Consider the following 12,656-nt stretch of genomic DNA (forward strand, 5'->3'; position numbering starts at 1 on the left):
TCATGCTGAACTTCCGGCCGGTCGGCCGGGTGTTTCAGCATCTGTCGGTAGAGTTCCGAAGGGCTCTACGGATTCTTAGTGGAACAGAGTCTCTGACTCGTTCTGGTTATTTTGTTTCATCTACTGTTTCGTGTACCCACCAGCCAGCTGAGTATATCTACTTTGCTGATTTGTTAACGAAAAACTAATTTTTTTAATTTATTGATAACAAAAATGTTTTAATAGATGTTTTTGTTGCTAATTTCAAAATATCGCCCGATCATTTGTAATTTTTTGCTTTCTTTGCGGTGAGCAACCTTCACCAACCAAATGACCAAAGTACTTATAATTTATACCGGTGGTACCATCGGTATGGTTAACGATCCTACCAACGGGATGTTAGTTCCCTTTAATTTCGAACAAATCAAAGAAAATGTTCCGGAATTAAATCGTTTAGATTATCATTTAGACGTACATTCCTTTAATCCGGTACTCGATTCTTCGAACATGGATCCCGAAATCTGGAAGACTTTGGCCGACCTGATTTATAATAAATATGATCAGTACGACGGTTTTGTAATTTTGCATGGTTCTGATACCATGGCTTTTACTGCTTCGGCATTGAGTTTTATGCTCGAAAATCTCGATAAACCTGTTGTTTTAACCGGTTCGCAATTACCAATCGGCGAAATCAGGACGGATGCGAAAGAGAATTTAATTACAGCGCTGGAAATAGCCGCTACCAAAGAAGATGGTAGGGCATTGTTTCCTGAGGTTTGCATTTATTTTGATGCGCAGCTGTTTAGGGGCAACCGTTCTATTAAATACAATAGTGAGAAATTCGAGGCCTTCCGCTCACCCAATTACCCGATTTTAGCCGAGGCTGGTGTTCACCTGCAGTTCTACAGAAATTATATCATTAAAGCCCCGCAGGGCAAATTAACCCTGCATACCAATTTCAATTCGAATATCGGTGTGCTGAAATTATATCCGGGCATTACCCCACAAGCCGTTCAGGCCATTACCGATTCGAAAGTAGATGCCATTATTTTAGAAACATTCGGTTCGGGTAATACCACCACCGCGCAATGGTTTTTAGATAGTTTGCGTCAGGCCATTTTAAATGGAAAAATCATCATCGATATTTCGCAGTGTAAAAAAGGATCGGTACAATTAGGCCGATACGAAACCAGCAGGGAGCTGCTAAAAATGGGCGTATTAAGTGGCTACGATTTAACTTTCGAGGCAACAGTAACCAAACTGATGTTTGTGATGGGGCTGGGTTTGCCGCTTGAAGAAAGCCGCAGGTTGATGGAAGAGCCACTAAGGGGAGAGTTGACTAAAGATTAAACTGTAATACGGTCGGGCTTGCAAATCCCAGTCAACCAAAGCACAGCGCCGACCTTATTTGCTTTGGTTCTGAGCAACCTATTAAGTAAAACTTCTGCAATTATGAGTAGTATCATTTCAGTTATCCGGTTTTAGCCTTATTTTTGCTAGTAATAAATCGTCATGCTGAACTTGTTTCAGCATCTTTCTGTAAGACCCTGAAATGAATTCAGGGTGACGGTACGAAGAATCATGAAAATAGAACAAATATATACAGGCTGCCTGGCAGAAGCTGCGTATTACATCGAAAGTAATGGCGAGGCTGCAATTATCGATCCTTTAAGAGAAGTTGCCACTTATTTAAAAAAGGCCGAAAAAGCCGGTGCGGTTATTAAATATATTTTCGAAACTCATTTTCATGCCGATTTCGTTTCGGGCCATGTAGATTTGGCAGAGAAATCGGGTGCAGAGATTATTTACGGCCCAACAGCAAAAACCGAATTTAAATCACACATTGCTAAAGATGGCGAACAGTTTAAATTAGGTACCCTAACCATTACGGCTTTACACACACCTGGCCATACTTTGGAATCGACTACTTATTTGTTAACCGACGAGAATGGCAAAGACCACTGCATTTTTAGTGGCGATACTTTGTTTATTGGTGATGTTGGTCGTCCGGACCTGGCTCAAAAAGGCAACTTAACCATGGAAGATTTAGCTGGAATGCTCTACGACTCGCTAAACGAAAAAATTAAACCTTTGGCCGATGATGTAATTGTTTACCCGGCACATGGTGCTGGATCGGCCTGCGGCAAAAGCATGAGTAAAGAAACTTTTGATACATTGGGGCACCAGAAACAGGTAAACTATGCATTGAAAGCTGAAACGAAAGAACAGTTTATTGCTGAGGTTACCGATGGTATTTTGCCTCCGCCACAATATTTTGCCAAAAACGCTGCCATTAATAAAGGTGGGGTAGAAAGCATTGATGAAGTCTACGAAAAAGGTTTAAATGCTTTAACTCCTCAGCAATTTGAAGATATGGCCAACCAAACCGGAGCAATTATGCTCGATACCCGCGATCCGCAGGTTTTTGCAAAAGGTTTTATCCCAAATTCAATTAATATTGGGTTGAACGGGCAGTTTGCACCATGGGTTGGCGCATTAATTACCGATTTGCAACAACCTATTTTATTGGTTACCGAGCAAGGGAAAGCAGAAGAAACCATTACACGCTTAACCCGCGTAGGTTACGATAGTACCATTGGGTATCTGGATGCTGGCTTTGAAAACTGGATTGCTGCCGATAAAGAAATAGATACCATCGAATCGATCTCGGCCGATACTTTTGAACAGGTTGCCACTCATACAGATATTACTGCGCTCGATGTGCGCAAGCCCGGCGAATATGAATCGGAGCATCTGGAGTTTACGCTTAGCCGTCCCTTAGATTTTATAGACGACTGGATGGGCGAAATTGACCCGAAAGCAACTTACTATATTCATTGTGCCGGCGGCTACCGTTCTATGATTGCTGCATCAATTCTGAAATCGCGCGGAGTAGAGCAGGTAATTGATATCGCTGGTGGTTATGGAGCCATTAAAAATACAGGTTTAAAAAGAACCGATTTTGCCTGCCCTAGTAAAGCTATGAAAGCTTAATGAATTAAATTGCAAAAAATAAAGCGTCATTTCTAGCGGAGCGCAGCGTAGTCGAGAAAACTATTAATAGATCTCTCCAGCCTGTAAGGGCGGGCATTCGACGGTGCTTCATCCGATAGCTATCGGATAGAGATGACGACCACTCATTAAAGCGAATAACAAACATCCTGATGTCTGAAAATCAAAACCATTACGACCTTTTAATTATAGGTGCCGGCCCCATTGGTATGGCCTGTGCCATTGAAGCCCAAAAAGCCAATCTTAGCTACATTATTATAGAAAAAGGGGCATTGGTGAACAGTTTGTTCAATTACCCGGTTTTTATGACTTTCTTTTCCACCTCGCAAAGGCTGGAAATTGGAGGCGTACCATTTGTAACCATCAATCCGAAGCCAAACCGGAACGAAGCGGTTGAATATTATCGCCGCGTGGTGGAGAAATTCGACCTTAAAATTAATTTGTTCGAAAGGGTAGAACAGGTTGATAATAAAGAAGAGGGGCTTTTTGAAATAAATACTTCGAAAACTACCTATACTGCTAAAAATGTGGTTGTAGCTACCGGTTTTTACGATGTGCCATTAATGATGAACATTCCTGGAGAAGATTTGCCTAAAGTTACCCATTATTATAAAGATCCGCATTTGTATGCTTTTCAAAATGTAGTGGTCGTTGGTGCCAACAATTCGGGAGTGGATGCCGCTTTAGAAACTTACCGTAAAGGTGCAAATGTAACCATGGTAGTGCGGAGTGGCGATTTGGGGCCACATGTAAAATACTGGGTTCGGCCTGATATTCAGAACCGGATTAAAGAGGGAGAGGTTACCGCCTTGTTTAATTCAGAACTGGTAGCTATTCGAGAAAATGAGGTAGATATTAAAACACCTGAAGGAATAAAAACCATTGCTAACGATTTTGTAATTGCCATGACCGGATATCAGCCTGATTTTTCGATGTTGCGAAAATTCGGCATTGATTTACCCGAAAGCCTTTGTCCGTTTTATAACGAAGAAACGATGGAAACCAATGTAAAGGGATTGTACCTGGCAGGCGTGGTTTGTGGTGGCTTAGATACCCACAAGCTTTTTATCGAAAACTCGCGGGCACATGCCGAAATGATTGTTAAAAATATTACAGGTTAAAGCGGTTCCGTAATTCCGATCTGATAGCTATCGGATGAAGCATAGCAAGTGGAGAAATCTTCATTCCAATATCTGTAGGAACTGAATGCAATGTGCTTTAAGATTCCCAATCAAGTTGGGAATGACGGACTCCCTTTTTTCCTACTGGTTGGTGTCCTCACCAACCAGCATATAAATCCTTATTTTTTCTTAGGGTACAATAAACCAAAGCCATTATACAAGCCATTGTGTAAAATGGTTAAATGGTTTTCGCTAGGTAGGGGTGCAAAGTTTACCTTAAGGTTCTGGTAAGGCTTTAAAACTGCTGAAAGCTTTTTAGCATCTTCTTCCATTACTTTTCCTTCAGTACCTACAGCTATAAAAACATTGGCCTTAGCTTTCGAAAGGTTTTCGGTATACTTTGGGATGTCGTTTAAAAGCGATTCATTATTCCACCATAAACTCGGACTAATAATCAGGTAATTGGTGAAAAGTGAAGGTTTCTTTAGCAGTATTTCTGTGGCCAATAAGGCACCCAACGATTGCCCTATTATTGTTTTTTCGCCACTACTTTTGTATTTCTGTTGGATGTAGGGCTGAAGTTCTTTTTCGATAAAGGAAATGAAACTGGCCGATTTGCCCGTAGTTGGAAAGTCTTTTAAATCGGCTTCAATGCTGGTTGGGAAAGTAAAATCTCTTTTCCGGTCTACATTGGCAATACCTACCACAATTGATTTGGGCATGGCTTCAATCATGGTTAAAAACTGCACAAGGCCTGTAACATGAATGAAATCTTCGTTAGCTGAGCCATCTAAAAGGTAAATTACCGGATAGGTTTTGGCCGAGTCGGGTGAATACCCTTCGGGTAAGTAAATGTTTAATGTTCTGGTTTCTGAAAGCTGTTTCGATTTAATTTTTTCAATTTTGCCCAAAACAAATGGTTGTTCTTGCGAAAAGCAAAGGTTGATACTGATGATGCAGGTGAATACCAAGCTAAAAAAGAGTTTCATAGGATTGAAATTTTGCTGCAACGGTAAGCAATAAATTTAATAAGTAAAGGATTTGAACACAGTTGTTTGCTAACTGATTAAATACGAGGATAATAATTATAGATCAATTGCTTCTGCTTTTGGCGTAACGGCATGTAGCCAATAAGAGTGTGGCAATTACCAGTACCGCTAGTAAAAGTAGTCCGTTAAAAGGCGTTAAAAATGTTGCAGCGAATTCGTGTATCGGGCTAACTTCTGGTTTAACTTTCGCCTGTAGTGGCGGATAAACTGTCCACCCACTTTGCAGGGTGTTAAAAAAAAGATACAATTGGAGCTGCTTTCATGATGAGTATGCTGAAGGCCAGACCCAGAACCAAAAAGATAGTATAAGGAAGTTTTCGACTGAAAACATACCTTTTTTCTTTAATGAAATACAGGATAAAATTCAATTAAAACTTTTTTGTTTTGAGCATTTTTAGATAAATTTCAATAAAACAGTTGAGCTTATAAAACCAATACCTTTATATAATTAAGGTTTAACGAGTAAATACTGAATAAATTTAAAGTATTAATATAATGCTCCTACAAAGTCGCGCTTTATAATTAATCTTGGTGAATTATCATTTATCCCCCAAACAATCGCATAATTTTATCCCACCATGAATTATGAACAGGCATATCGGTTTCTTTTTTTAAGATATCTTCAGTTTCCGTTGCCTGTTCCTTTTCATCCTTCTCAATATTTGTATCGACAGCAGAAGGGAAAGGTCGATCATTAAAAGATTGAAATCTATATAAAGCTTCTGTCATTTCATCATCTTCCAGGTTCACCAATTTAATAAATTCATCTTTGTCTATCAGATCTAGAAAAACGTATGACTTAGCATATAATATGTGTTCTTTTAATACGTTCTTTAAATCTTCAAGGGTTTCATTAGAATCATTATCTATAGAGCCTAAAATTTTTATTCGATTACTTAAAGGTTGCATCAGGTAAATATAATATTCCCCTTTTTTCTCAAGTATAAGTTCATTATGTGTCATTTGAACTCTGTAAAGAGGGTTGTTCTGAAAAGCTGTTGCGATTCCCAAACCAAAATAGATTAATTCTTCATCGTTAATTTGTCCCCAGATCCCTCCTTTCTTTGTGAAGAATTCCCGAGTGAAGGGTTCGAAATGCCAAGTCTGATAATTGTCGTTAATTATTTTAAGTAGTTTAAAATGAGATGTATGATCATAGTCTTCCTCCGCAATAAGATCACCATTGGCGTAAATTTTTCCTTCTGAGTCACATTTTCCACCAAAACAATCAACCTCAATCAATGCGATTTTTTTTTGTTGATAAAGTCTGGAAATATTTTTTACAATTTGCTCTATGGATTCCTTCTTGTCACTTTTATCAGAATTTTTTAGATTATATTGAGCCACAATGCCTTTAAACGGATGATTAAATTTCCTGATTTGAAAATCTTCAAGCATTTCAATAAAATTGATTTTTAACTTTTCAAAATCATCATCATTATCTAATGATGTAATAAGGCTTAGTGTATTGTAACTCATGAATTTTATATTTGAGAAAATAGTTATATAAATAGATTAATGAATTTTTATCTAGAAATATCCGGAACCGGCAAACTCTTTTTTATGTCTAGAATGTTTTCCACAAAACTATCAATAGCGGTTTCTACACCTGGCAAATCTTTGGAGGTAATGTAACAACCTAAAACGTGGTTGCCAGCATTGGGAATAGCTACTTTGCGTTTGAGGTTTTCTGGGGTTCCCAGCTGACCGAACATTTTGAGCATGGCATCTACGCGTACTACAGGATCCTGCTCCAGATCATTTTTATAATAGTACAGCATTAAAACAGGTTGTTTTACCTGTACGAAAACCTTTTTGGTCATCGTGCTTTCTACAAACTCCTGCAGTTCTACCAGCGATTCGATGCGGTAATTGGTGTACCAGTATTTTTTATATTCGAGCGTGCGGCCATCTACCTTGCGTTCGTCGCTACCCAATACCTTACGGGCAATCTGCAATCCCCAGGGGTCGTTAAGCATCCATGCATTTTTATCGTTAATGGCTACATTGGGCGAAAGTAAAATGAGGCTGTTAATTTCGGGGTAGGTAGCAGCTAGTTTCAAGGCCACGGTACCACCGGTAGAAGTACCAACCAAAATAACCTTTTTACCTAGTTTTTTACCAACGGCGTAGGCCTGTTTGCTGGTTTCCCAAAGGCGGTCGGCTGTAAAATATTGCATGGGTGCCAGCGTATCGATGCCATGATCGGCCAGGCGGGCCAGGTATAAATTGGCGTGTAACTTTTTGGCCAGGTTGATGTGCACAGGATCGCCTTCGGTTTTTGAAGCTGAAAAGCCATGGAGGTATACAATGGCGTAATCGGTTTGCTGATGATTGCTATCGGCCCAGATAATTTCGGCGGCGTTGCCGGGTTTTATTTTGTGAAGGGCTTCGATGCCAGCGACATAATTATCCAGATCTTCGAGATCGGGCACCAGTGTAAGCTGCTGGTTGTAAACTGGTTTTTTGGGCTTTGGGCCTAATAAATAGCCCGCCACGAGCAGTACCGAAATACCCAATACGATTTTGTAGCGCTTTTTCATCTATTTAGATTGAATGGTTTAAATGTAAACTTTTGAAATAAATAAAGCTAATTTTTTAGCGAATTGCTTTTGCCGGTTGAGGGGACATTTACTTGCACCTGTCATTGATTTTAAACCTGATAGCGCCAAATAGCCCACAGCCCGAAGCATGGGGGCGCGGACCATGGGCAATAGCAGGCCTGAAGTACTAAATAATTGCTGGCACTGCTTTACTAAGCCTGTACAATGCTTTGCATTAGATTATCTTTTTATGGGAAATTAGCTTAAGTTTGCAATCAAAATTTTTCGACTTAATGCCGGGAATCGAACAGATAAAAACACCTATTGCTGCTGATATTAAAGCGTTTGAAAAAACCTTTAAAGAATCTATGCATAGCGACGCACCGTTGCTGGATAGGATTACCCATTACATTGTAAAGCAAAAAGGGAAACAAATGCGGCCTATGTTCGTGTTTTTTGCTGCTAAATTGTGCGGTGGAATTACAGAATCTACACACCGTGGGGCTGCATTGGTAGAACTTTTACACACGGCTACGCTGGTGCATGATGATGTGGTGGATAACGCCTACGAGCGCCGTGGCTTTTTCTCGATAAATGCTTTATGGAAGAATAAAATTGCCGTTTTGGTAGGCGATTATTTGTTGGCCAAGGGGCTTTTGCTTTCGGTAAACAATAACGAGCACCGTTTGTTACAAATAGTATCGGAAGCGGTAAAACAAATGAGCGAGGGTGAGTTGCTGCAGGTAGAAAAGGTGCGACGGATGGATATTTCGGAAGATTTATACTTTGATGTAATCCGCCAGAAAACGGCCTCTTTAATTGCCTCTTGCTGCGCTGCGGGTGCTGCATCGGCCGGGGCTGATGATGCAACAATTGAAAAAATGCGCCTGTTTGGCGAAAAAGTAGGGATCGCATTTCAGATTAAAGACGATACTTTCGATTTTGGTACCGATGATGTGGGTAAACCATTAGGCATTGATATCAAAGAGAAAAAAGTAACCTTACCTTTAATTTATGCGTTAAACAAAGCCGAGAAAACTGAACGTAAACAAATGATTAACCTGGTTAAAAACCACCAGGATGATCCGGTTAAAATTCAGCAGATTATTGATTTTGTAAATGCGCATGAAGGGGTTTATTATGCTAACCAAAAAATGCTAGAATACCAGAACGAAGCTTTTGCTATTTTGCACGGGTTTGATGCCGGCGAAGCCAGAACAGGTTTAGAACAGCTTGTACTTTATACTACAGAACGTAAAAAATAATGACTAACGAACTACTTTTCAGCTTAGGTTTCCTTTTGTTTATTGTACTGATACTTGCTTTGGATTTAGGCCTTTTTAGCCGGAAAGAGCATGTCGTTAGCTTAAAACAAGCTGGCATAATGAGTTTGGTTATGGTTGCCCTGGCTTTGGGCTTTTATTTTTTGTTGTTAACAGAGGGTCATCAGCTGCATGGAATTAAGGATTTCAGCCACCTGAAAGATATTGTAATCAGTCATCAGCACCATATTAAACTAATTCCTGATGATTTTGATGGCAGCTTAGCCATTTACAGGCAAAACCTGGGGCTGGAGTTTTTAACAGGTTACGTAATAGAGTATGCCCTTTCGGTTGATAATATTTTTGTAATTGTACTCGTTTTCTCGGCCTTTGCGGTTGAAGAGAAATATTACCACCGTGTATTGTTCTGGGGTATTTTGGGTGCAATTATTATGCGTTTCATCTTCATTTTTGTTGGTGCTGCACTTATTGCCAAATTTGCCTGGATTTTATACCTCTTTGGTGCATTCCTGGTTTTTACAGGCGTAAAAATGTTCTTCAGCAACGACGATGATGACAAAATAGATCCTGAAAACCACCCTGTAGTTAAATGGGCTTCGAAAATATTTTCAATACACCCTAAATATGAGGGTAAAAAATTCTTTGTAAAAATTAATCACAAAACCCTGGTTACACCTTTGTTTTTGGTGTTGTTGATTGTTGAGTTTACCGATTTGTTATTCGCTGTCGATTCAATTCCGGCTATTTTTGCAGTAACCAAAGATCCGTATATTGTATTTTTCTCAAACATTTTTGCCATTATGGGCTTGCGGTCTATGTTTTTCTTATTGGTGAATATTATCCATAAATTCCATTATTTGAAAACGGGTTTAGCGGTACTGCTGGCTTTTATCGGTGTGAAAATGCTTGGTCATACTTATTTGGAGAAATGGGGTTTTACCACTGAGCACTCGCTGATTATTATCCTGGCCATACTGGTAATTAGTATTGTGGCTTCGCTGGCTTTCCCGAAGAAAAAGGTGCATGTTAAACCTTAGTTTTTACGAGTTAAGGTTTTCTGTTACTCTCCTTCTTAACCATATAAGACACATCAGCCCATGTAAGCTACAAAGGCCTTATATTGCTTATATGGTTTTTTGCTAAAAAATCTAAAGCAAAATAACCGTTACAGCATTAATTCTGTGGTGCAAATTTGTATTTTCACCCAATTATCAACTTATTATGAAATACCTTTTCTCAGCTGCACTCATCTGTTCGGCAATATTGGCCAATGCACAAGATCAATTTGGCAACGTATTTTCGAAAATTAATACCGATGTGCAACAAAATGCTAAAGCTTATCAGAATTTAAAATACGAAACCGAAACCATTGGTCACCGCTTAACCGGTTCGGCAAATGGGGCAAAGGCAGAGCAATATACTTTCGATTTACTGAAATCGTACGGCTGCGAGGTAACGTTTCAACCTTTTGAAGTAGAAAGCTGGAGCAGAAAAACCATTAGTGTAGAAATAGGTACTGATAAAAACAGTCTGACTAAAATGAAAGCGGTAACGCTGGCACACTCGCCGGTAAGCGCAAATGTGAGTGGCGGTATTGTAGATGCCGGTAATGGGCTGGAAGCCGACTATCAGGCCAATCCTGCTAAATTTAAAGGTAAGATTGTGCTGATCTATCTGGGCGTTTTACCAGGTTCGCCCGCGGGAACAAAATCACTTCACCGTTCTGAGAAAACAGCCATTGCCACCAAATACGGAGCAAGTGGAGTAATTATCATCAATACGGTAAAAGATGGCGTGCTTTTAACGGGTACGGCTTCGGTTACGGGCAAATTAATCGCCATCCCTGCCATTTGTATCGGTTTAGAAGATGGCATGGCTTTAAAAGAAAAGCTGAAAACGCAAGCGCAAGTTGCCCATATTGCAATGACAAATTTTTCGGGTGTAATTAAGGCCCGGAATGTAATTGCCACATTTAAAGGAACCGAACTGCCAAAAGATAAAATTGTGGTTGGTGGACATTTAGATAGCTGGGATTTAGCTACTGGGGCCATCGATAACGGAATAGGTTCTTTTGCTATTATAGATATGGCACGCACCTTTAAAAAGCTGAATTTGAAAACGAAACGAACTGTAGAGTTTGTGTTGTTTATGGGTGAGGAACAAGGTTTATTGGGCTCAAAGGCTTATGTAGAACAGGCCAAAAAGAACGGAACTTTAGCCCAGGTTAAATTTATGCTCAACTATGATATGACCAACGATCCGAAAGGCTTTTCGACTTCGAGAGCGGAGATGAAAGATTTATTTACAGCCTGGGGTGCAGAGATTGTAAAAATAGATACCGGTTTTAAAAATTTGTTTAATGCAGGTGCAGGTTTACATAGCGATCACCAGCCATTTATGCTGGAGGGCATTCCAACAGGTGGAGGCTTTGGTGGTAAATTACCCAATAATTCAGGGCCTTTTTACCACTCGGATGGAGATTCGTTTAAACTGGTTGATGAGCAGGAGTTGAAAAATACCGTACGCTACAGCGCCATGCTTACTTATGCTTTAGCTAATACTCCTAAAATACCGGTTGACGTTCAGGGTGATGAAGAGTTGCGTATATTTTTAGAATCGCAGAATTTAAAAGAGCCTTTAACTATAGCAGGCGAGTGGAGGTGGAAGTAGTAAGTCGCTGTATGGTAGGAAGGAATTCCTAAAAACCAGGCAACATTATATGCTTAGAATAAAAACAGTCGGGCAAAAAGAATAATAACGATGGTCCAAAAAGTAAAGCCTAAAGCAACATAATTCCAATGTTGTTTCCAGCTTTTTAGATTATTCTTTGCTAAATGTTTGTTTGCAAAAACTGCCTGAAGTGGAGGAACGAATGGAAATACGATAATAGAGAACTTATCACTAAAGCTTAAATCTTTATTATTCAATTTTATGCTATCTGCTTCACGATTCATTCCAAGAATATCCACCACTTCGATAGAGAGATTCCTTGCAAGAAATTCTTGCCTAGCCATTTCCAGTGCTTCCGGCTCTAAATTTTTATCTTGAATTAAGTTATATAGTTCCTGATCTGAAAGCGCCTGCAACTCCATTTAATCTTTTACCCGCTAATATAGCTTTCTAGTTGCGAAATAGTTTGTTTTTGATCTTCGATAATAAACTTAACCACATCACCAATAGAAACCATGCCTTTAACTTCACCATCAACAACTATGGGTAAATGGCGGATATGCTTATCAGTCATCAGTTCCATGCAAAAATCGATGCTGTCGTTTAAGGTAATGGTAATAGGCGTAGCCGTCATAGCTTCATTAATTAGGGTATCTTTTGATGATTTACCCTGTAAAATGATTTTGCGGGCATAATCGCGTTCGGTAAAAATGCCACGGAGCATTTGGTCTTCCATCACCAGTACAGCGCTGATGTTTTTTTCGGTCATTACTTTTAAGGCATCCAGAACAGAAATATTTTCGGGCACCGAGATAATGCGCACCTGTTTGGTATCAAGTAAGTGTTTTACGGTTTTCATAACACTGAGATTTGGTTATCTGAATTTAAGCAATAATTGCTTGAAAATCAAAGTTTTGTTTTTATGTTTCCACTTTGTTTGCAAAAATGTATTTAAGGTTTACATCCGCTTACCATTTGAGCAAAAATGTAAAGTGTTAT

Annotated in this window: 12 protein-coding genes; 6 read left to right on the top strand and 6 right to left on the bottom strand. The window is 39.4% G+C overall.

Annotation, left to right across the window (positions count from 1 at the left end; translation table 11 throughout):
- Positions 1 to 309 precede the first annotated feature (309 nt).
- The 3 genes from G7074_RS13115 to G7074_RS13125 all read left to right on the top strand — a co-directional run bounded on the left by G7074_RS13115 (position 310) and on the right by G7074_RS13125 (position 4,112).
- The gene (locus G7074_RS13115) at positions 310 to 1,329 is read left to right on the top strand and encodes an asparaginase (protein WP_124561591.1); all 1,020 of its coding nucleotides are present in this window, start codon (positions 310 to 312) and stop codon (positions 1,327 to 1,329) included.
- 231 nt (positions 1,330 to 1,560) lie between these two features.
- Positions 1,561 to 2,973, top strand: a complete 1,413-nt coding sequence (locus G7074_RS13120; RefSeq protein ID WP_166208756.1) for a rhodanese-like domain-containing protein — start codon at positions 1,561 to 1,563, stop codon at positions 2,971 to 2,973.
- 170 nt (positions 2,974 to 3,143) lie between these two features.
- Entirely contained in the window at positions 3,144 to 4,112 is a 969-nt protein-coding gene (locus G7074_RS13125; RefSeq protein WP_124561593.1) for a YpdA family putative bacillithiol disulfide reductase, read from the top strand.
- 179 nt (positions 4,113 to 4,291) lie between these two features.
- On the opposite strand, the gene G7074_RS13130 is transcribed toward G7074_RS13125, so the two are convergent.
- The 4 genes from G7074_RS13130 to G7074_RS13145 form a co-directional block, all read right to left on the bottom strand.
- A complete protein-coding gene (locus G7074_RS13130; RefSeq protein WP_166208759.1) occupies positions 4,292 to 5,101 on the bottom strand; it encodes an alpha/beta hydrolase in 810 nt (269 codons plus the stop codon).
- A gap of 103 nt (positions 5,102 to 5,204) precedes the next feature.
- The gene (locus tag G7074_RS13135; protein WP_166208762.1) at positions 5,205 to 5,408 is read right to left on the bottom strand and encodes a hypothetical protein; all 204 of its coding nucleotides are present in this window, start codon (positions 5,406 to 5,408) and stop codon (positions 5,205 to 5,207) included.
- A 296-nt stretch (positions 5,409 to 5,704) separates the two neighbouring features.
- On the bottom strand, positions 5,705 to 6,640 hold the full coding sequence (locus G7074_RS13140) for a hypothetical protein (RefSeq protein ID WP_124561595.1): 936 nt from the start codon (positions 6,638 to 6,640) through the stop codon (positions 5,705 to 5,707).
- Between the two features lie 47 nt (positions 6,641 to 6,687).
- On the bottom strand, positions 6,688 to 7,704 hold the full coding sequence (locus G7074_RS13145) for a carboxylesterase (protein ID WP_124561596.1): 1,017 nt from the start codon (positions 7,702 to 7,704) through the stop codon (positions 6,688 to 6,690).
- Positions 7,705 to 7,997: 293 nt separating this feature from the next.
- Here G7074_RS13145 and G7074_RS13150 point away from each other — a divergent pair, with 293 nt between their 5' ends.
- From G7074_RS13150 to G7074_RS13160, 3 genes are all read left to right on the top strand, one after another.
- The gene (locus G7074_RS13150; RefSeq protein WP_124561597.1) at positions 7,998 to 8,969 is read left to right on the top strand and encodes a polyprenyl synthetase family protein; all 972 of its coding nucleotides are present in this window, start codon (positions 7,998 to 8,000) and stop codon (positions 8,967 to 8,969) included.
- Positions 8,969 to 10,024, top strand: a complete 1,056-nt coding sequence (locus G7074_RS13155; RefSeq protein WP_124561598.1) for a TerC/Alx family metal homeostasis membrane protein — start codon at positions 8,969 to 8,971, stop codon at positions 10,022 to 10,024. Before G7074_RS13150 ends, G7074_RS13155 begins: the two co-directional genes overlap by 1 nt.
- Positions 10,025 to 10,208: 184 nt before the next feature.
- Positions 10,209 to 11,657 carry a M28 family peptidase gene (locus tag G7074_RS13160; RefSeq protein ID WP_124561599.1) on the top strand — a complete coding sequence of 483 codons (1,449 nt, stop codon included), beginning with the start codon at positions 10,209 to 10,211 and terminating at the stop codon, positions 11,655 to 11,657.
- Between the two features lie 53 nt (positions 11,658 to 11,710).
- Here G7074_RS13160 and G7074_RS13165 read toward each other — a convergent pair whose 3' ends face one another.
- Positions 11,711 to 12,079, bottom strand: coding sequence for a hypothetical protein (locus G7074_RS13165; protein WP_124561600.1), 369 nt, complete (start codon positions 12,077 to 12,079; stop codon positions 11,711 to 11,713).
- Between the two features lie 8 nt (positions 12,080 to 12,087).
- Positions 12,088 to 12,516, bottom strand: coding sequence for a CBS domain-containing protein (locus G7074_RS13170; RefSeq protein ID WP_124561601.1), 429 nt, complete (start codon positions 12,514 to 12,516; stop codon positions 12,088 to 12,090).
- Positions 12,517 to 12,656 lie beyond the last annotated feature (140 nt).

Source organism: Pedobacter sp. HDW13 (genome assembly GCF_011303555.1).
Lineage (GTDB): Bacteria > Bacteroidota > Bacteroidia > Sphingobacteriales > Sphingobacteriaceae > Pedobacter.

Coding starts and splice junctions, on each gene's coding strand:
- G7074_RS13165 (WP_124561600.1), bottom strand. CDS start 12,079: ATGGAGTTGCAGGCGCTTTCAGATCAGGAACTATATAACTTAATTCAA.
- G7074_RS13155 (WP_124561598.1), top strand. CDS start 8,969: ATGACTAACGAACTACTTTTCAGCTTAGGTTTCCTTTTGTTTATTGTA.
- G7074_RS13140 (WP_124561595.1), bottom strand. CDS start 6,640: ATGAGTTACAATACACTAAGCCTTATTACATCATTAGATAATGATGAT.
- G7074_RS13145 (WP_124561596.1), bottom strand. CDS start 7,704: ATGAAAAAGCGCTACAAAATCGTATTGGGTATTTCGGTACTGCTCGTG.
- G7074_RS13150 (WP_124561597.1), top strand. CDS start 7,998: ATGCCGGGAATCGAACAGATAAAAACACCTATTGCTGCTGATATTAAA.
- G7074_RS13160 (WP_124561599.1), top strand. CDS start 10,209: ATGAAATACCTTTTCTCAGCTGCACTCATCTGTTCGGCAATATTGGCC.
- G7074_RS13170 (WP_124561601.1), bottom strand. CDS start 12,516: ATGAAAACCGTAAAACACTTACTTGATACCAAACAGGTGCGCATTATC.
- G7074_RS13130 (WP_166208759.1), bottom strand. CDS start 5,101: ATGAAACTCTTTTTTAGCTTGGTATTCACCTGCATCATCAGTATCAAC.
- G7074_RS13115 (WP_124561591.1), top strand. CDS start 310: ATGACCAAAGTACTTATAATTTATACCGGTGGTACCATCGGTATGGTT.
- G7074_RS13125 (WP_124561593.1), top strand. CDS start 3,144: ATGTCTGAAAATCAAAACCATTACGACCTTTTAATTATAGGTGCCGGC.
- G7074_RS13120 (WP_166208756.1), top strand. CDS start 1,561: ATGAAAATAGAACAAATATATACAGGCTGCCTGGCAGAAGCTGCGTAT.